General features: G+C 67.5%; 14 protein-coding genes and 2 pseudogenes. 9 read left to right on the forward strand and 7 right to left on the reverse strand.

The window, feature by feature from the left end:
- Positions 1–5: 5 nt before the first annotated feature.
- On the forward strand, positions 6–551 hold the full coding sequence (locus tag ACWDAG_RS31985) for a hypothetical protein (RefSeq protein WP_450699021.1): 546 nt from the start codon (positions 6–8) through the stop codon (positions 549–551).
- Between the two features lie 105 nt (positions 552–656).
- On the opposite strand, the gene ACWDAG_RS31990 is transcribed toward ACWDAG_RS31985, so the two are convergent.
- Both ACWDAG_RS31990 and ACWDAG_RS31995 read right to left on the reverse strand, forming a co-directional pair.
- On the reverse strand, positions 657–1,004 hold the full coding sequence (locus tag ACWDAG_RS31990; RefSeq protein ID WP_450699022.1) for a peptidase inhibitor family I36 protein: 348 nt from the start codon (positions 1,002–1,004) through the stop codon (positions 657–659).
- Positions 1,005–1,241: 237 nt separating this feature from the next.
- Positions 1,242–1,649 carry a hypothetical protein gene (locus ACWDAG_RS31995; protein WP_450699023.1) on the reverse strand — a complete coding sequence of 136 codons (408 nt, stop codon included), beginning with the start codon at positions 1,647–1,649 and terminating at the stop codon, positions 1,242–1,244.
- A gap of 63 nt (positions 1,650–1,712) precedes the next feature.
- Here ACWDAG_RS31995 and ACWDAG_RS32000 point away from each other — a divergent pair, with 63 nt between their 5' ends.
- Complete coding sequence (locus tag ACWDAG_RS32000) at positions 1,713–1,970, forward strand: hypothetical protein (RefSeq protein ID WP_450699024.1); 258 nt, start codon at positions 1,713–1,715, stop codon at positions 1,968–1,970.
- Positions 1,971–2,200: 230 nt separating this feature from the next.
- On the opposite strand, the gene ACWDAG_RS32005 is transcribed toward ACWDAG_RS32000, so the two are convergent.
- Positions 2,201–2,752, reverse strand: coding sequence for a hypothetical protein (locus ACWDAG_RS32005; RefSeq protein ID WP_450699025.1), 552 nt, complete (start codon positions 2,750–2,752; stop codon positions 2,201–2,203).
- Positions 2,753–2,921: 169 nt separating this feature from the next.
- On the opposite strand from ACWDAG_RS32005, the gene ACWDAG_RS32010 reads away from it, so the two are divergent.
- The 4 genes from ACWDAG_RS32010 (at position 2,922) to ACWDAG_RS32025 (ending at position 5,921) form a co-directional block, all read left to right on the forward strand.
- Positions 2,922–3,386: a hypothetical protein gene (locus ACWDAG_RS32010; protein WP_450699026.1), complete on the forward strand. Its 465-nt coding sequence runs from the start codon at positions 2,922–2,924 to the stop codon at positions 3,384–3,386.
- 531 nt (positions 3,387–3,917) lie between these two features.
- Positions 3,918–4,565, forward strand: coding sequence for a hypothetical protein (locus ACWDAG_RS32015; protein WP_450699027.1), 648 nt, complete (start codon positions 3,918–3,920; stop codon positions 4,563–4,565).
- A gap of 31 nt (positions 4,566–4,596) precedes the next feature.
- Positions 4,597–5,154: a SigE family RNA polymerase sigma factor gene (locus tag ACWDAG_RS32020; RefSeq protein ID WP_450699028.1), complete on the forward strand. Its 558-nt coding sequence runs from the start codon at positions 4,597–4,599 to the stop codon at positions 5,152–5,154.
- Positions 5,151–5,921, forward strand: a complete 771-nt coding sequence (locus ACWDAG_RS32025; protein WP_450699029.1) for a hypothetical protein — start codon at positions 5,151–5,153, stop codon at positions 5,919–5,921. Before ACWDAG_RS32020 ends, ACWDAG_RS32025 begins: the two co-directional genes overlap by 4 nt.
- A gap of 982 nt (positions 5,922–6,903) precedes the next feature.
- On the opposite strand, the gene ACWDAG_RS32030 is transcribed toward ACWDAG_RS32025, so the two are convergent.
- A complete protein-coding gene (locus tag ACWDAG_RS32030) occupies positions 6,904–10,026 on the reverse strand; it encodes a tetratricopeptide repeat protein (RefSeq protein ID WP_450699030.1) in 3,123 nt (1,040 codons plus the stop codon).
- A 96-nt stretch (positions 10,027–10,122) separates the two neighbouring features.
- Here ACWDAG_RS32030 and ACWDAG_RS32035 point away from each other — a divergent pair, with 96 nt between their 5' ends.
- Positions 10,123–11,028 (forward strand): hypothetical protein, encoded by a 906-nt coding sequence (locus ACWDAG_RS32035; RefSeq protein WP_450699031.1) that lies wholly within the window; start codon positions 10,123–10,125, stop codon positions 11,026–11,028.
- A 411-nt stretch (positions 11,029–11,439) separates the two neighbouring features.
- Here ACWDAG_RS32035 and ACWDAG_RS32040 read toward each other — a convergent pair whose 3' ends face one another.
- Both ACWDAG_RS32040 and ACWDAG_RS32045 read right to left on the reverse strand, forming a co-directional pair.
- Positions 11,440–12,918, reverse strand: a complete 1,479-nt coding sequence (locus ACWDAG_RS32040) for a hypothetical protein (RefSeq protein WP_450699032.1) — start codon at positions 12,916–12,918, stop codon at positions 11,440–11,442.
- Between the two features lie 176 nt (positions 12,919–13,094).
- Positions 13,095–17,114: an AAA domain-containing protein gene (locus ACWDAG_RS32045; protein WP_450699033.1), complete on the reverse strand. Its 4,020-nt coding sequence runs from the start codon at positions 17,112–17,114 to the stop codon at positions 13,095–13,097.
- 91 nt (positions 17,115–17,205) lie between these two features.
- Between ACWDAG_RS32045 and ACWDAG_RS32050 the strand changes: the two are divergent.
- Together ACWDAG_RS32050 and ACWDAG_RS32055 are read left to right on the forward strand one after the other, a co-directional pair.
- Positions 17,206–17,478: pseudogene (locus ACWDAG_RS32050) on the forward strand (helix-turn-helix domain-containing protein); the annotation flags it as partial.
- Between the two features lie 33 nt (positions 17,479–17,511).
- Positions 17,512–17,790, forward strand: a pseudogene (locus tag ACWDAG_RS32055) (acyl-CoA thioester hydrolase/BAAT C-terminal domain-containing protein); the annotation flags it as partial.
- 163 nt (positions 17,791–17,953) lie between these two features.
- Here the strand turns inward: ACWDAG_RS32055 and ACWDAG_RS32060 are convergent.
- Positions 17,954–18,479, reverse strand: a 526-nt coding sequence (locus ACWDAG_RS32060) for an ADP-ribosylglycohydrolase family protein (protein WP_450699034.1), incomplete at its 5' end; no start/stop codon positions are given.

The raw sequence follows: 18,479 nt of genomic DNA on the forward strand, positions 1-18,479 counted from the left end.
CACCGATGTACCTGCGCGCAGCCGGCATCCTCTGCACCGCAGCCGCTCTCGGTCTCGCAGTCGCCCCCGGCGTCCACGCGGCCGAGGACCCCGGCCTCGCCGTCAGCCTCGCCCCCACGGACGCCGACAGCACCCCCGAGGGGCCGCTCCGGCCGGGCGCGCCCGTCGAGGTCACCTCAGGAGTCGACCTGACGTCCCTGGCCGCGGACGAGAACGGCAGCTTCACGGTGACCTCGCCGGCCTTCGGGCACCCGGTCAAGGTGACCCTGCAGAAGAACAGCTACGGCCAGGGCGAAGGCACCATCCGCTGCGGCATCGAGCCGGGCAGCTACCCCGTCGACATCGCCGCCCCCCGCCAGGGATCCGGACTCACCGCCAAGCAGACGCATACGACCATCACCGTCGCGGGGGGCGGCTCGTACTGCGCCCGCGCATCCGGATCGTCCACGATGAACACCACCACAGCGGCGGCCACCGGCGGCGGCGCCGCCGTACTGGCCCTCGCGGGGTTCGCCGCCGTCCGGCACCGACGCCGCAGGACAAGGCCGTAGCTCGGTCACGGCCGTGAGCGGCTCTTGAGCGCGCTGCTCCGCCCGTGACGGGCGGAGCAGCGTCGATCTACCTCCGGCTCGGCCTTCTCCGCGAAGGCCGCAGCGCTAAATCTTGTAGACCGAGATCCCTGTAACGGCACCGGGATTGTCCGCGTAGTGGCCCGGGTTCAGAGTGGCCAGCTTGGTGCCTTGCTCACAGCCGGTGGTGATGTGCCAGAGTTCTATGCGGTAGGACGTCTGGTTCGAGACGGACCGATTGACCCTCGAGAGGGGATAGCAGCCGGGCGTCAGAGAGTTGACGTGCCTGCTTCCGGTCCTGTTTGCCCCCGTCCATCCACACGCATACCCCTTCGGGCAGGTATTTGGATCGGCCGCAGCCGGCGTGACGAACGCACCGCCCAACAGCGCACCGGTCACAGTCACCATCGTCAGACTTTTCTTGAGCACGCTCATACGAAATGCCCCCTTTTTTTGGTCGACAGCATTTCGATCTTAACTCAAGGGGCTTAGCGCAATGAATATTTGACGCAGCGTCAGGTCACGAGGGGGTAGAGGCGATCTCGCGTGGTGAGTTTCGCGAGCCTGCTCTAGCGGGTGGGGCGGTGGTCAGGCTGAGGAATTGGCTGAGACTGTGCGTAGCAGGTCACGTTTGCGGCGCCAGACGCTGCGCTGGTGCCAAGACATTGATTGTCAATGGACCATCTCTGCTTCGGCAGAATCGTATTCCTGCTCAGGCAAGATCGTGAAAATACCCGAACCTGCTGGAGTCTCCACAGAGGCCCTGCGGATGCGGTCAGCCCATTCGAGGGTCGGCCACCGAGTCTCTCGATTCCAGCGGATCCAAGCCAGGTCCATGACTGCGGGATCCACATCGGTCACGTCGGCGCCCAAGAAGTTATTGGCCGCATTGCTGAGATTTTCACATGCTTCCGCCAAGTCGCGTACAAGCGCGAGATCAATGATGTGGCTTATGACCCGGATAAGGTCGAAGGTGAGATTGCGGACAAGGATGAGGTCGCGGTTGGCAGGAAGGACGGATGCGCGGACGCGGACCAGCACCAGGTCGCGCGCCAGTGTGCCATCGACGAGCTCGTCCAATGTACGAGTGAGGAACTGTGCGAGGTCGCGGTCATCGGCCGGGCTCGGAGCGGATCGAAGATTATGGAGCAGTTCGCGAGCAAGGCCTTGGGCGTGCCCGAGATTTTCGACCAGATCATGGACCGCGCTGCGGAGGATTTCGAGGCGCTGCACTGTTGCGGTATCAAGCGCGTTGACGACAGCAACGTCCCGTGCAAGGGCCAGCTGGTCGGCCAGGCTACGAACGAAGTCGAGTTCTTCCGCAAGGTCGAGAGCAGCCGTGTGCTGGTGGGCAGATCTGAGGTATCCGAACAGTTCCAGGAGAACTCGGCGTTGCCGTAGCCGCGTGTAGGAGGAGGTGGCCTTCCACGGACTTGTCGCTCGCGCCAACCTCAAAGGTGGTGATTTGCCGGCATCTCTCCTGCTGCCAAGCGCGATGGTACTGGCCGACCTGTCAAGGCTGGAACCAGCCCCTTCCCTGCATGACTTGATGTGCGGGGGCGGGCGGAAGCCCGGTGACCGACGCGAGAACACAGCGAGCACGCGTCCGACGAACGACTCGGCGGTAAGCGTCACAGCGCACCTCCGGAGCTGGTCGAGTCTTGCTGAGACGAGACCTCGGAGCTCCTTTGTTGCCCGTTTCTCAAGGGACCGGCCGTTTCTGGTCCTTGCCGTGGCCCGGTCGCGGCTCCGTACACCTGCTGCGGGACCTGTCCTTGCTGCTGCACGGAGTCCGCAGCGTTTCCCAGGGCGGACCGTCCCATGTTCTTGACTGCAAGCGGCACCAGCGTTGCGACCTTCTCGACGCTCGACAACGCGCCCAAACCGATCACGAAGGAAACCAGAGGGTCTGCCACCTGCGGGTGGCTACTGGCGATAACACCGGTCAGCGCACCGCTCACGAACAGGCGAAGTACTCCAGCGACGCAATATGCAACCCAACCCGGCGCCGGCAGTCGTTCCTCGCCAGGTCTCACATCCGGATGGGTGCTGGGCGGATCGATGGTGTCGGGCTTGACCTCCCATGGCATCTTCCGGTGCCATCGTATGGATTTGATGACATCGACGGCCTCCATGGAGGCGCCGCCCGCTACTCCGACCAACGCGGCCATGTACCAGGTCACCCGTGGAGTCTAGAGATTGCTCGCCGCCGTACGGCGGGGTTTCCCCGGATGGGGACCCCCACAACAAAAGCCTGAAGAAGCTGCTCTCTCTGACCATCCGCGCATCTGGCGGTATACCCCGCACCTGACGGGCTGCCGCCCCCTCACAGGAACGACCAAGGAGTGCGCTGTGGAAAGTCGACGACTCCTGGCTGTGCTGGCCACTCTGGCCCTCGCATCCGGCTGCTCGTCCCCTCACGGCAAAGCCGCGCCCTCAAGCCCTTCGAGCACGGCATCCGCCGATGGAGCGCGCGAAGCCGTCGAAGCCTATGTGACCGCACTGAACTCCCGCAGTGTCACCGACCTGATCGCCGTCGGTGGCGTCAAGGACGCGCAGTGGTCGCGGCAGGAGGCGACGCAGATCCTCGCTGACCGGGGCGGCCGCGGGTGGAAGATCAAGGACGTGCAGATCGAGCACGACATGGGCCCGGACACCGGCTCGGCCCGCCTCGTGGCCGAGGACAAGGCGGGTAAGCCGTTGCAAGGCACCTTCACCGTGACACGGCAGAAGGGCACGTGGCACCTCGTGTTCTTCACGCGCCAGCCGAGCAAGCCGGGCAAGGAACCCGCCACGACAGACAAACCTGCTTCCTGACCTGCCAGTTGGGGCGACCTGCGCCGGAAGCCAGGTGCAGGCCGCCCGCCAGCCGGCGGCCTCCCCGCCAGAAGATTCAGCGAACCGCCGAATCCTGGCCAGAGCGTTCGGCACGGACACACGGCCCAAGTGCGGCCCCGTTGCACGGTCCCCGGCAGATTTACAGACCGCTCGGCAGAGTGCGCATGGCCTGGCCATACGGCGGCACGACGGCCGGACGCCCCATGGATGCCCCACCGCCCGGCAGGCGACAGCAAGGCTGCTTCCCTGGCCGACCCTGGCACCCGATGGGTCCCAGGCACTGGCGAGCGGGGATGCCGCGAAGCGATGTCGCGCGGCGTGCAACCCGCTGTGAGTGTTTGGGAGTACCTACGGGTGGACGTTCAAGCAGCGGCCACCGCTCCCGGTGGTTGCCGCAGGTCGGCACGCGGGCCCAGCGCGCCGGCCGTCGAGGAACGCCCGGCGTGGCGCCGGGCGGCAGCTTTGAAGGAGAAATGCTCCGTGGCTCTCAGTTTTGCCAGGAAGGCAGCCATGGCGACCGTCGCAGTCGCCGCGCTCGGAGGGATCTCGTTCGGTGCCTCCGCGAGCGAGGCGGCGTCGGGCCCGGCGGTACACCCGGCGTCAGCACCCGCATCCGTCGTTGCCAAGCGGCCTGCTTCCGCTCACCGGCAGGTGCCGCAGGTGGTCACGCAGGTGATCGGCAGCGGGCGAGTGGACGGGCACCGTTGGTCGGTGGCGCTGGAGTTCCACCGGACACTGCCCAAGGGCTACACCCTGCCCAGACTTCCCGACGGATCCTCGGCACAGGGCACATCCTTGCTGTGCCAGCGCATGTACATCGGCGGCGTCCGCATCGACCACCAAGGCGGCCCCTGGGCCGACTGCCAGCCCGTCACCGGCACGCAGGACCCCCACGCCTCAGTCGGAATGGGCCTGTGGGGCCTGCACGACAAGGGCCTCAGCGGCAGCCGGCTCATGGTCTCCAACCCCGAAGCCGACGTCGCCTACGGTGTCCTCACCCTCTCCGACGGCACCCACGTCAAAGCCACCACCGTCGCCGTCCCCGGCACCACCTACCGCGCCTGGGCCGCACCCATCCCCAACGGACAGACCATCACCGCAGTCGACCAGTACGACACCCACGACAACCGACTCACCCACGACACCAACTGGCGCTGACCAGTCAGACGAAGGACGGGCACCTCCTGCTGTGCAGCCAAGTGACCGCAAGGCCGCGGACAGCGGACCGGACTCGGAGTTCACCCGGTTCGTCACCGCCCGTTGGCGGGCCCTGACCCACACCGCGTACCTGCTCACCGGCGACTTCCACGAAGCGGAAGACCTGGTGCAGACGACGCTGGCGAAGGTGTACCCGCACTGGCAGCGGCTGGAACCGGAGGGCGCCGAACACTACGTTCGCCGCGCACTGGTCAACACCAACCGCAGCCGGCACCGCCGCCGCAGGATCACCCACCTCCTTCTCCCATCGCTACCCGACACCGGCCCCGTCCACGACGAGGGGGCCGGTGCCGGAGGCGTGGACGTGTACGACACTCTGGCCCGCGAACTCGCCGACCTGCCCGAGCGGCAGCGAGCGGTCGTGGTGCTGCGCTACTGCGAGGATCTGTCCGTCGAGGAAGTGGCAGACGTCCTCGGCTGCTCGGTCGGCACCGTGAAGAGCCAGGCGTCCCGAGCCCTGGCCAAGCTGCGCAGCCGGTCGACCCTCGCCTGCAACTACCCGCACAGCCGCCCCGCAGAGGCACGATGATTCCAGACCACGGCCAAGAAGACTGGGCACGCGCGGCCTTCGCCCGGTCACGCGAGGCCTACCCCTCGTCCCAGGCCCCCATCGGCCAGATCCTGACGGCAGCGCGGGCCCGCAGAAACCGCCGCCGTGCCGCGGCTGCCGTGCTGAGTGCCGCCTGCGTCCTGGGCCTCGGGCTGATGGCTGCGTTCCTGAAGCCACCGCCTGGTGAAGTCGCACCCGCGCGCCGGCCCTCGCCCGTCGCGAGCTCACCCCGCACCCCGACTCCCGGCACGGTCCGTGCCCGGGTGGCCGAAGGGACGACAGACGGGCACCGCTGGTCGGTGGCGCTGGAGTTCCACCGGACACTGCCCAAGGGCTACGCCCTGCCCACACTCCCCGACGGAACAAAAACACAGGCCACATCCTTGCTGTGCCAGCGCATGTACATCGGCGGCGTCCGCATCGACCACCAAGGCGGCCCCTGGGCCGACTGCCAGCCCGTCACCGGCACACAGGACCCCCACGCCTCAGTCGGAATGGGCCTGTGGAGCCTGCACGACAAGGGCCTCAGCGGCAGCCGGCTCATGGTCTCCAACCCCGAAGCCGACGTCGCCTACGGTGTCCTCACCCTCTCCGACGGCACCCAGATCAAAGCCACCACCGTCACCGTCCCCGCCACCACCTACCGCGCCTGGGCCGCACCCATCCCCAACGGACAGACCATCACCGCAGTCGACCAGTACGACACCCACGACAAGCGACTCACCCACGACACCAACTGGCACTGACCAGCCACTGCCGGCAGCTGAAAAGCTGCATTCCAGCGCGTGACGCCGCTGCACGAGGAGGCGTGTGAGTACGGCCGCGTGTTCCAGACCCTGCGGGGAGGAACCGTGCAGGACCCACGCCCGCTACGGAGGCCCGCACAGCGGCGTCGACCAGGTGTTGACGGTGCCGGTGGCGAACGCCAAGACCCCAGCCCGCCTGCGGCACACCGGGCGGCGGGCCGGAAATCCCGTCAACGCTCCGTCCACACACATCGATACGGGGCGCTCGACCATGAGACGACGCAAGGCAGTCCACCTGATCGACCATGAGCACGACGAGGGGCCCGTGTAGCGGCGCCAGGATCCGAACCTGGGAAGGCTGAGCCGGCAGCTTTGCAGTCCTCCCAAGATCACCACTCCTCACCCGCTCTGACCTGCGGCTTAGTAGCGCCTAGGCACTGAGCAGGACTATCTCGTCCACGTCTCGTCCTGATCTTGGAAATCTGTGGTCGGCGAGGGCGTACTGTGCCGGGCTTGAACGTGCTTATATCGGGCTCCGGGGCCTCACATGCCGGAGGCGTGTAGCCAGGAGTGATGTTGGGGAGTGGATTTCCTTGATCCACTCCCCAGTCACTCCCCAGGGACCCCGCGGAACGAGTCAGGGCCGGTTTCCCATGAAGGGGAACCGGCCCTGAACTGGTGTTTCGGCTGTCGGGGTGGCGCGATTTGAACCCACGACCTCTTCGTCCCGAATGAGGGTCGGGCAAGATCGACACCGGGTGGATTGCTGTTTTGCCTGGTCAGAGCTTTGGGGTGCGGTGGTCTCGGGTGGTCTCAGAGAGGCTGGGGGAACAGGTTGGCTCCCAGTTGGCTCCCAGCGATTCCGTCCCTTGGCGGCCTGCCAGCGGTGCAGCGCGGTCACGTTGGTTATTGCTGAGCGCCGACCCAAATGATGGTCGTGCACCGCACCTGACTCCACCGGCACCGGCCGCCTCGCGCCGTCTCACATGTCCGTGGCCGACAGACCGTCGATCTCCGCCTGTGCGGCCAGCGTGTCAGGGTGGTCCTCGCCGAGGACCCGTGCGCGGTCGTCCCGGACCTCGCGCAGCAGCGCCATGGCGCTCTCGACGTCTCCCTGCCGTGCGACGACCTGGGCTCGCCCGAACCGGGTCCTGATCACCTCGGGGTGTAGCGGGTTGCCGTAGCGGGCCAGCCGCTCCTCCAGCAGAACGTCCAGTTCGGCGAGCGCTGCGGTCAGGTCACCCAGTTCGGCCTTGAGCATCGCCATGTTGAAACGGGTGATCATCGCGGCGGGATGGGTGTTGCCGAGTGCCTTCCGTTGGTCCTCCAGCAGTTCCTCGTGCAGCACCAGTGAGCCTGCCAGGTCGCCCAGTTCGCCGGTGTAGCGGGCGATATTCAGTCGCGCGAGCAGGGTGTTGGGGTGGTCCTCGCCGCGGATGCGCCGCACGTCCGGCAGCAGCGCGCGGAATCCGTCGAGTGCTTCCTGCCGACGCCCGGACTCACCGAGGAACTTGTAGATGTTGAATCGACTGAAGAGCACCTGCGCGTGGTCCTCGCCGAACACCGCGATCCTGTCCCGCAGCAGTTCCTCGTGCAGCGCCAGCGCCGTGTCGTACCGGCCCAGCATGCCGTGCCAGTACGCAATGTAGTGACGGCTCTCCAACACTGCCTGGTCCGTCGGCGGGAGGACGCGGCGCTGGTATTCAAGCAGTTCTTCGTGCAGCCGCAGACCCCGCGCCATGTCTCCGCCGCGGCCCGTCCAGTACGCGATGTCGTGCCGGTTCTTCAGGGTACGAGGGTCGTCAGGACCGAACACGCGGATCTGGTCGGGCAATAGGGCCTGGTGCAGCCGCACCGCCTCGGCGAAATCGCCGGTCTCGCCGGTCGCGTACGCAATTCGGTACCGGGCCTCCAGCACTCGGGCGTCGTCGTCGCCGAGCACGCGGCGCTGGTCCTCCAGGAGATGGCGATACAGTTCGCGGCTGTGGCCGTAGGCTCCGGCTTTACCCGTCCAGTAGGCGGCCCGCTCCCGGGCAACCAGCGTGACCGGCGAGTCGGCACCAGGTCGCTCCGCCAGCCGGTCCGCCCAGGCCGCCCATCGGGCCCGGTTGACCGTCGCCTCGGCCGCTGGGCGCCGTTCCAGACATTCCAGTAGCCGGTCGTACAGTGATGAGTTGCGCGCGGCCGCCTGCCACAGGTGTTCTGGCTCCGCCTGCTCGGCGTAGGCGTGCAGGGGGTCGTCGGGCGAGTGCTCGTCCATAGGGGCCATGGTCTCAAGCGCCCGGCAGAGGGCCTGGTGGCCCACCACCACGTCCTCTTCCTGCTGCACGTATTCGATCAGAGAAGGGTGGTGCACGCCGAACAGCGCGATTCCGGCCGGGTGCGGTGATTGCACCACCAGTCCCGGTACCAGGTCCAGAACCTGATCCAACGCCTCGTCGTCCATGGGACCGTCCAGCTCGGCGGACGCCCGGACGAGCAGCGGGCGGGGCAGTGTGGGGCTCGACCCGGCGGCGGCGGTCACGACCAGGACGGCATCGAGCCACCAGCCACGCCCACCCGGGACCTGCGCCTTCTTGGCGAGCAGCGTCTCCCGATACATCTCGGTGAAGGACACCTCACCTGTCCGGTCCAGCGGGCCGCTCTCGCCCAGCACCCGGGTGACCTGCCAGTTTCCGTTCGCCTGCTGGAGAATGGCGTTCTGCGTCCGGTCGAGGGCATGCTGGGCCGCCCGCAGGTACGCCCGTAGCTGCTCCTCCCCTGGCGCGGGGACCGGCGCGCGGTGCCAGTCACCGGGCAGCGGCACCCCGTCCCGGACAGTCGCCACGATGCCGAACCATTTCGGCGCCGCATCGGCCAGTGCGGTCAGCTCGCGGACGAGCTCAGGGCGGTGCGGAGCGTCGACCTGATCGAGTCCGTCCACGATCACGCGCACCGGATCGCACGGTTCCATCTGCCCGAGCGGGCCGCCGATCTCGGCCACGGCACGTGGCAGCAGGGTCCGCTCGCCTTCCGGCACACGGGCGTTGTACGCCTTCTTCCCGTCGGCGAACCCAGGGAGGTACTTCTTCAGCTGGTCGGACAGCAGCGGCCACACCGAGCCGGCGGTCCAGCGGGTGGTGTCGAGGCGGATGAGCCCGCAGACGGCCGGGGCACGGTCCGCCTCTTCCGGTGGCAGCAGCTCTGCGCGGCACAGCGCGGAGGCGAGCGTGGTCTTCCCGGTACCCATGGTGCCGAGCACGGCGACCAACCGGTTCCGGCCGACCGCCTTGACGAACTCTCCCAGTTCGGCGGGCGCCTGGAAGTGTCGCAGCGGCGGCATGAGCACTCCTCCGTCGACTGACCCCGCCAGCACACTCAGCTCCCGCTGGTACGCCACGTTGCGGGCGAGCCAGGTGTCGTACGGGGCCTCGGGAGCGCCCCCGCCGCCGTCGTAGGAGGTGGCCTGCGGCACCTGCCGCGTCAGGCGGGCCTCCAGCGTCTGCCGCACTGGCCCGGTGCGCAGGATCTGTTCGAGTCGGATGTCCCCCTGCCGGATAAGCCCGTTCAGGGCTCTCGAGAATTGCAGCCCGTACGAGGCCCGGCCGTCCGAGGAGGTCAGCACCTCGATCTGCCGGCCGGTCTGCATAGCCGGTTTGAACCACCTCTGCGTCGCGAAGAGCCCCGCATACCCCGATAGGCATGCGTCGATGACGACTGTCAGCTCACGGACGCCGCCGTGGCGCAGCACCAGATCGCCCAGCCCGGAGGGGAGGTCGAAGGCCGTCTCGGGACGGGGCGCAGCGGGAGTGGAGTGGACAGGGAAGAGGAACTCGCCATCGCGGACGACGTAGCCGTGCCCGAGGAAACCCAGCACCAGGGGCGCTCCGGAGGCCGACGCTCCCTCGAATGCCTCTGCCAGAGCCGAGGTCACCTCCGTCACGGTCTGCGGATTCATCAGCAGGCCGTCGCCAAGGGCGGGTTCGCAGTCACCGCGCAGTGGGTCCAGCAGGAGCTCCGTCAACTCCGCCGCACAGGACTCCAGCAGCTCCAGCCGATCCGTCGGCTTCCGCTCCCGGGCATCCCAGTGGGAGGCAATCACCAACGCTCTGCGTTCATCCGTCACGCTGGCATTATCGGCACAGAGGATCGGCCAACTGATGCTCAATCTAAGATTAGTTGGCCGGGCCGGCGCGGCACGGCGCCAGGCGGACGGAGACAGATGGCTGACGTGGTGATGGTGCACGGCATTGGTCCCGAGGAGGAGACCGAGGAGCAGCTGCGTGATGACTGGATGGGCGCGCTGGCCAGGACTCTGAGGAACAACGGCCGTGCCGAGCAGGCCGCCCGGCTGGAGGATGGTTCCGTCTCGACGGCGATGGCGTACTACCGCCACCTGTACGCCCCCTACGTTCCGCGGGACGACTGGGACATGCCGCTGCCCGACCCGATGGCAGCGACGGGCGAAGAAGTCGCCGTCGACATCATGGACAACATTCAGCAGCACGCGTCCGATCCGGCGGCCCGCGCCGAAGCCGCCCGTGCCTTGGACGAACTGCGGGCCGAGGTCGGCCCCGAGCAGGGCCCGGCCGAGCTGCTGCGCATGTTCGTCGCGGTGCTGGGGCGGCTCGGCCCGGTTGCCCGCTCCGGTTTCGCGGCGCTGAGCAGCACGGGCGTGTTCCACCTCGGACAAGTTGCGGCCTACCTGGACGACGAGGCCGTCCGCGAGGACGCGATCGAGGCCGTGCTGTCCCGGGTGGCGCCGGACACCAAGGTGGTACTTGCGCACTCGCTGGGCACCGTCGTCGCCTACGAGGCCCTGCACCGGCTCGAACAGCCGTTGCCGCTGCTGATCACCTTCGGGTCGCCGCTCGGCCTGCGCTCCATCATCCGTCGGCGTCTGCGCCCACAGCCACTGCGCTCACCAGGCCACCTCAAGCGCTGGGTGAACGTAGCCGACCGCGATGACTTCATCGTCTCCACGCTGCGGCTGCGGACCCTGTTCCCGGACAACGACGCCGTGCTGGAGCGCACCCGGTTGGTGAAGAACCGCAACACCAACCCGCACGCGGCCGTCGAGTACCTCAAGCATTGGGAGACCGTCGAGCCACTTGCGCAGCTGGTGTGACCCGCGTCGGCGCTTGGGCGGAGGCAGGCTGACACCACACGTATGTGCCTCGGCTGCCGCTTCTGAGTCAGGAGGAGACCCGACCTGTCGGCGGTTGATCCTGGCGATCTTGCGGGCGCGCCCTCGGGAGCCAGTTTCCGAGTCGCCCCCCAAACGGCCCCACAACTACTCAGGGGCCCGATACACGATGCGGATTAGGCCCTCGAGCTGGTATTTCACTGTCGGGGCGGGCGGTTTTGAACCCAGGACAGTCCCGAATGAGGTTCGGGCGTGATCATCACCGACCTATTTGCGGACGGCCGCGGGGTTAGCGAGCGTCGAAGTAGCGGCTGGCCAGGTCGGCGAGACCTTCCATGACACCCGAGCCAAGAGGCTCCCGCGCCGCCGTGACGGCGGCGCGGGAGCCCACTCTTACAGCGCAGCCAAGGTCTCCGGGCGGCGGATCACTGCCGAGATGCCTCGGATGCCTGCTGCGAATCCGGTCTCGCGCAGGCATGTGCCGCCGGTTTGCAAGGCACTGCCCTCAGAGCCCTGCGGACCCTGGGCGTGCTCGTCATCCACGATCAGCTCGGCGAGGACCAGGTCCTTCCGCAGCGGGCCTCTCCGAGCCGCGGAGACGGCCGTGTCGTCCTGGCAGCGGTTCGCGACGCGCCGCCAACGGTCGGCGCAATCAGGATCACCGCTCCACATCCACAGACCTGCGGCTGCCCGTGCCACCTGGGCCATGAACTCGGTTCCGCTCACGTGGACAGAGCGTGCCGGTTTTGAGCCCGGCGACCCCGCCCACGCGTAGTTGCCGATGATCGCTTCGAGCCCTTCCTCCCTCCCATCGAAGACCAGGAGGGAGGCGCCACTGCCTGTCGGCTCCTTCGCCGGCTTCAGGAGTTCCCGGCCCAGACGTTGTGCGGCGTCGTAGCCGAGCCGGTGCAGCAGGTCGACGACATCCTGCGGGGTGGTTCCCTCTTCCGTGGCGCCATAAAGGACGTCCACTCGCACCCCACGTGTCACTGCGGCCTGGATTGCGTCTCCGAGCTTCGACAGGCTCTCCGCATTTACCGTGGGCGAGGCGATCAGGACGTGGCTCGTCGCCGTGGCCAATGCCTCGGCAAGCAGGAGGTCGTGGGCCTCCTCGCCGGACACCTCGGAGTGCAGGATTGCTTCGATCGACTGGTCAGGGGAATCGACACCGCCGTGCCCGATGGAATCTGCCTCGTCCAGCCAGGGGAAGGATCCGCCTACCTGAGGGAACTCTGAGGCTCCGACCACGGCGGGCTGGGGCTTGCGCGCCGCGATGCTCAGCGGTGTTGGCTTTGCCGGGCCGGTGGCGGGTGGCTGAGCCGGTACCAGGGGCGTTTCCTTCCTGGCGGTCGTCTGCGGCGTTGGCTGGAGGTCCGGGGTGCTCTCCAGTTCCTCCTGCCTGGCCTGTGCCACTGCCAGGATCTCGGTCGACAGGGCCTGGTGCCAGCCCCGGGGGAGCCCCGAGATGGCCTGGTTGGAGAGGTCGACGCGCACAGGAACGTACCTGCGGAAGGTCACAAGCCTGGGCCGTCCGATGCCGCGCACCCACTCGCCGCTGTTGCGCGGCAACAGCTTCTGGATTTGGGACTCGTCCAGTGTGCTGCGCACGATGCGCCAGGGAGTCGACGGGTTGAGGTCCGGCCGTGCCTCCTCCTTCGGGACGGTCAGCACTTCGCCACGCCTGGCCAACTGCCCTGCTGTGCGATCGAAGACCACCGTGCAGGGCGGGGCCGGTGCCACGACGACCGATGCCGGTTCCTTTCCGGACGAGCACGCCTGCTGGCCTTCGTCGGTGAGAACGAACGTGGCCTCCCGGCCGCTGGTAACGGCGACCCAGCCGGCACCGACCAGGGTCACCACGGCTTCGACCATCAGTCGTTCGTGGACCCGGAAGGTGTCGCACAGCGAGGTCAGGGTCGCACCCTCGTGGGGGGCGACACCGGCCCGTGCGGCGATCTCCTCCAGGACCCGCTGCTCCAGACGGCTGTACGGGCGGCCCCGAGCTACGTTGAAGTTGACGCTGAACATGCTGACAGGTACGAGGACGATCACGAGTTCTCCCTGAGGTCAGCCGGGATGCGCACAGCCCTGCCGTCCAGGAACCATTCGTCGAGCAGGGTGACGATCTTCTTAAAGTGCCATAGAGGGTGAACCTCATTCGCGAGCGGTACTGCTTGCATCTGGTGGACGAAGAAGTCCCAGGACCCGGTGAGGATCAGCAGGCGCTCTGCCCGCGAGAGAAGCACGTTCATCCGGCCCGGGTCGTCGAGAAACCCCAGGCCGCGGCCGATCTCCTCCTCGTTGTTGCGGACCAGGCTGATGGCGACGACGTCCGCCTGATTGCCTTGGAAGGAGTCGACTGTGTGGGCGGGGAACCAGTTGCCGTCAATCGCTTCGGCTTTGAGACCCAGCTGGACCTGAAGTCCGGCAGGCAGGGGCGTATCCCGCAACTGCTGGCTGAGCAGGCTCACCTGCCGGGAGTACGGGGCCAGCACCGCGAGCTTGCCCTGACACCCACCGTCCGGTCCCAGGGCCCGGAGGAAATTGGCGAGCGCGCGAGCCTCCGCCGGATTGGTGTACTTCGACTGGCCGCTGTTCGGGCCGACTTCACGGGTGGCGGCTTCGTTGCGGCACCACGGCACGTCGAGCCAGACCACGGCACGGTCACGGATGCCACTCGGGGTGTGGAAACTGTGACGCACCCGCTCGGCCGGTTCACCCTTCTTGTCCAGGGTGCGGTTCATCAGCCGACCCTGGTAGTACGCCTCGGAGATGAGCCGGCCGATGTCCGGGTGCATGCGATGCTGGCCGATCAACTGCCCCGCGGACGCTCCCTTCGCCTCTGTGTCCGTGACAAGCCGGTCCGCACCCGTGGCCACGGCGCAGTACTCGTACAGACGGTGGAAGGTCCTCAGCCATTCCTTGGCGTACTCGCGGAACTCGTCTCGATCCGCCTGGCTGCGCCGATCCCACGAGTCGAGCCATTCCTGGTCGAGCATGCCGGACGCTCGCAGCTTGAGGCGGCCGAGAATGTGCGCCACAGGGTCCAGCTTGTCGATTCCCTTGTGGTAGTCCTCGTACCGGTAGGGATCCAGCTGCTTGTGGTCACCGATCAGCAGCCAGCGATGACCTGCCTGCAGTGGAAGTGCGAGATCGAACGCGTGAGCTTTACCCGCCTCCTCAACGATTGACCAGTCGAACGCTTGGCCGGCGGCGAGGGCAACCAGGTCGCCGGCGCTGGTGGTGCAGTACGTGAGGTTCGCGCCGCGTTTGACCAGTTCGACGAAGTCCGACGAACGGGGGCCGAGGTCCTCCTGCTCCTGCATCATGTTGATCTCGCTGATCATGGCCTTCGCGTCCTCCAGCCAGGCGAGTTGCACCTCGCTGGGCGAACTCATGGCTCCGAGCTGGGAGATGCTGCGCTGGAGCACCTGCCTGGCCACGCCTTCGACGCCGTCCTCCGGCAGTGTGGTTCCTGCCTTGTGCGGACCCCGCAGCCGGATCTGCAGCGGCCTGTCGGCTTCGGGTACATCCTGGAACGCCTCACCCACCTTCGACTTGAGCACGTCGACGGCTCCGTGGGCCTGGGCCGTTACCAGTACCTGGACGACGGGATCCTCCGTGAGGATCTCGCGCAGCAGCCAGGCGACGAGGGTGGTCTTGCCTGTGCCGGGCGGTCCTTGCAGCGTGTAGATGGGCCGTACCCGAAGGATATCCTCGATGCTGGCGCGTTTGGGCTCGTCGACCCGTTCGTGGTCGAGTTCGACGGGAAGCTCGGTGGCGCCGGTGTCCATGCGGACGTGGCTCGGTGTGGCCAGCGAACGCAGGAGGTATCCGTGCTGGTCGAGGGCATCGATGGCCTTCTTGCGGCGCTGGAACAGACTGATCTGCCCGGGCATGCCAGCGCTGCGGAGGAACCCCTCCTTGTCCAGCTTTACCCGGCCTTTGCTCAGGCCCGGGCGGCTGAGTGTGACGCGCTCGGTCGCCTGGTCCATGGCATCGACCTGCCACACATTGCCGTCGTCATCGGACTGGCGGTCCCGGGGCGGGAGCTTCAGGCGGGCGCCGTCGCGGGCCCCCGACAGGATGACCTTGCGGTCGCTGCCCCGTACCTCCTTCTGTAGGAAGTCGATCAAGTCCACGCGGAATGGCTCGAAGACTTCGTGTCCTTCTGGGCGCGCGCGCTCCTTGACCACGACCCACTCCACGCCGTTCTCCAGCCACGGGCCGCGGACGACTTCGTACGGGAAGATCTGTGAGTCGAGGAGGAGCAGTTCGATCTGATTGCTCACCCGGACGAACTCGTGGAAGCGGCCGAGTTCGCGTGAGACCTGCGCACTGCGGTCGATCTTCGGAAGTGCGGGTTCCCACGACGTGGCGTTCTGCGCGATCGTACGGTCGCGGCCCACCTCGTCCCTGGCATAGGCGAACAGGCGGCCGGGCGGAAGTTCGCGGAAGCTGTCGTCGCCCTCGCTGTAGAGCAGCGGCTGGGCGGACCGGCAGTCTGCGACCTGCCAGCTAGCCGTGCCGTCTTTCCCTCGGTACGCGGTGATCTTCAGGCTGAGCCGGCCGCCGACGAGGATGAAGTACGGCCGACCCGGGACGGCGTACAGAAGGGGCCTCTGCAGGTCCTGGCGGACAAACTCGCACGCCTCTTTCCGGTGGACCGGGTCCCCCGGGATGAAGGTCCCCATGGGGTCGAGTCGCAGGCGGTCACGCAGCCCGCTCTCCAGCAGGTGATCGATGAATTCCGGCCGCCGCAGATCGAGTGCCAGGACGTACTGCGCGTCCTCCCGCGGGATACGCAGAGGGTTCGCCAGGGCCCGCGTGATGTCCTGGATCCGGCCGATGATGTCGTACGGTGCGGTCAGGCGCTCCAGCGGATCCGCGGCAACGAGGTCCAGGAGCAGCTTGCGCTCGGCCTCGGTCAGCTCGTGTTTGGCTGTGTCGATGGTCTTGAGCACCCGTGCGTGACGCTCGTGCGGGGCATTGGTGGTGAAGCGTTCAAGGTCGAGCAGGAGCCGTGCGCAGAGGATGCCGAAGGCGAACCAGTCGTCGTCCTGACGCCAGGCAGTCACGCCTCCCGTGGTGCGCTCCGGTGGAACCGGCCAGCCGGCGGGAGGCTGGGTCCCCACCGGACGGCCCAACTTGACGGACCACTCGAAGCCGCCGAGCCGAAGGGATTCGGCACCGAGGTCCTCGTCGAAGAAGAGGGAGTCGAGGTCCACGCCCCGGTGCAGGACCTGTCGCTCGTGCAGCAGGTTCAGCCCTGTGGCGACGCGCTGTAAGCCGCTCCACAACTGTTCGCGTGCGGCCGTCCCGCGGTTCGAGAGCCATGGGTAGCGGGCGCGGTGCTGCAGCGCGTCGGCGACGCGCTTATAGCCCGGTGCCTCCAAGACCATGACGAAACACTGGTGGTCCCGGTCGAGGCCGGCGTCCTTGAGTACGACCAGTGCGTCGTCTGACCTCGGGCTGCTCGCGACCTTGTACAGGGTGCGCAGTTCCTGGTCCCATAGGGCGCGTTGCACCCGGTCTGGTTGCTCCCCCTCGTACGTCCAAGTCTTGAGCAGGTACGTGTAGCCGTCGCTGAACGCCTCCCAGACCTGGGATTCACCATCACCTGCATGCGGACCTCCGGTGATTTCGTACCTGTTCCGCAGAAGCAACGCCCCGACGGTGGGAGTCGTCATGCATCCACCTTTACGAGCTGGAGAGCGGGTAAGTGACCCCGCGGCAGCCCGACTTGGCCGCACGGGTGAAATGTGATCGTACTCACGCTTGCTGACCGCTGTGGGCGGTTCCGAATATGCGCTCTTGTCGGTCTTGGTATCGACCTCGCTGGCGCGCGGACCATCGCGCTGGACTTCGACACGGTGCAGACCCTCAAGCGGCATCGCGCCCAGTAGGAGAAGGACCGCGAGGAGTGGGGGAGTGCTTGAGTGGAGACCGGACGCATCTTCACCAAGGAGAACGGCGAGTTGCTCCACCCCGGCAACGTCACGCGGCGCTTCGTCGAGCGATACGAGGAGATCGATCTCCCGCCCGTCCGGCTCCACGACCTCCGCCACGGGGCCGCGACCCTCGCCCACGCGGCCGGGACCGACCTACTGATCTCTTCGGACTGTTGTCGGATGCTGATCCCTGCGGTAGGCCGGTGGCATGCGGTACGCGCAGGGTGGCGGGCTGACCGCCGAGCGGCGGCGGTTTCGTGAGCGGATCCGGTACCAGGCCGGTGAGCGGTTCGCACGTGGTGAGAGGACCGCGGTGATCGCGAAGGATCTGCGGGTGAGCGAGCGGTCGCTGGAACGCTGGCGCCGTGCCTGGCAGGAGGGCGGGATGGACGCCCTGGCCACCACGGGGCCGGCGAAACTTCCCAAAGTGTCCGACGGCCAGTTCGCCGAGCTGGAAAAGGAGTTCGGCCTCGGGCCGGCCGACTTCGCCTCACACCTGGACGCCGCTGCGATCGCGGTGGAGAGGGCACGCGCAGACATACTGCTGGTCGCCGGTGCGGACGACGCGATGTGGCCCTCCCTGCCGTACGCGCAGCAGCTGGCCGCCCGACGTCACGCGGTCGGCGCCCCAGTCGAGGTGGTGGCACGCGACGATGCAGGCCACCGGCCGCGCCTCCCCGGCGAGGATCCCGCCGCACACTCGACGTCCTTCCTCTACGGCGGTACAGCTAGCGGCGACATCATGCTTGGCCAGGCCGCCTGGCTACCCATCCTTGATCGGCTCCGGTCGTAGTCGTCTTCCAATGGGTTCGCTTGGGCTCCGCAATGCCAGGTCAACCAGGCGCGGAACGAAGAGCGAGCCTGGGGATTTTCACAGCACCGTCCGCAGTTCCATGAATCCCCAGGTCAGCAGCAGGAACGCGGGATCGTCCCGGGCGCGTGGGAGACGACGAACGTCACCAGCCGGGGTACCGGTTCCACCAGTGGGGATCCCACCCCCGGACATACTCGCTGCCGCTGGGTGAGTCTTCGAGTTCCATCAGCAGGTCGCGGGCCAGGGTGTCGAGGACCCATGCCAGTTCGTGACGGCTGGCCAGGTCGACGGGCAGGGCCTCGACTCCGTGCACGGCGCCGAGCAGCGCGCCGGCCACGCAGGCGACGGACTCACCGTCCGGTGCGCCCGCCGCGAACTCCAGTGCAGCGCGGAAGCCGGCTCGGTCGGGGAAGGAGGCTGCTGCGTAGAGGCCGCCGAGCAGCGCCGAGGGCGCGGTGGCATCGGGCGCGAGCCGTGCGAGCCGTCCCGTGTCCGCCGGCTCGTCGATGGCGTGCCGGAATGCCGCCACGAGACGGTCGTGCTCGTCGTCGGTGATGCGCTGACCGAGGGAAGGGAGGGCGGTGATCCCCGCGCGCAGCGCGTCCCGGGCGGATGGGCCGGAGTGGGGCGATGGGCCGTGTTCCGCAGCGGAGTTCGTCAGGCAGTGG

Source organism: Streptomyces sp. NPDC001157, assembly GCF_053598255.1.

What these genes read in the sequence shown, in the direction of transcription:
- ACWDAG_RS31985 (WP_450699021.1), top strand. Translation starts at nt 6, where the DNA reads ATGTACCTGCGCGCAGCCGGCATCCTCTGCACCGCAGCCGCTCTCGGT.
- ACWDAG_RS31990 (WP_450699022.1), bottom strand. Translation starts at nt 1,004, where the DNA reads ATGAGCGTGCTCAAGAAAAGTCTGACGATGGTGACTGTGACCGGTGCG.
- ACWDAG_RS32000 (WP_450699024.1), top strand. Translation starts at nt 1,713, where the DNA reads ATGGAGCAGTTCGCGAGCAAGGCCTTGGGCGTGCCCGAGATTTTCGAC.
- ACWDAG_RS32015 (WP_450699027.1), top strand. Translation starts at nt 3,918, where the DNA reads ATGGCGACCGTCGCAGTCGCCGCGCTCGGAGGGATCTCGTTCGGTGCC.
- ACWDAG_RS32025 (WP_450699029.1), top strand. Translation starts at nt 5,151, where the DNA reads ATGATTCCAGACCACGGCCAAGAAGACTGGGCACGCGCGGCCTTCGCC.
- ACWDAG_RS32035 (WP_450699031.1), top strand. Translation starts at nt 10,123, where the DNA reads ATGGCTGACGTGGTGATGGTGCACGGCATTGGTCCCGAGGAGGAGACC.
- ACWDAG_RS32040 (WP_450699032.1), bottom strand. Translation starts at nt 12,918, where the DNA reads ATGGTCGAAGCCGTGGTGACCCTGGTCGGTGCCGGCTGGGTCGCCGTT.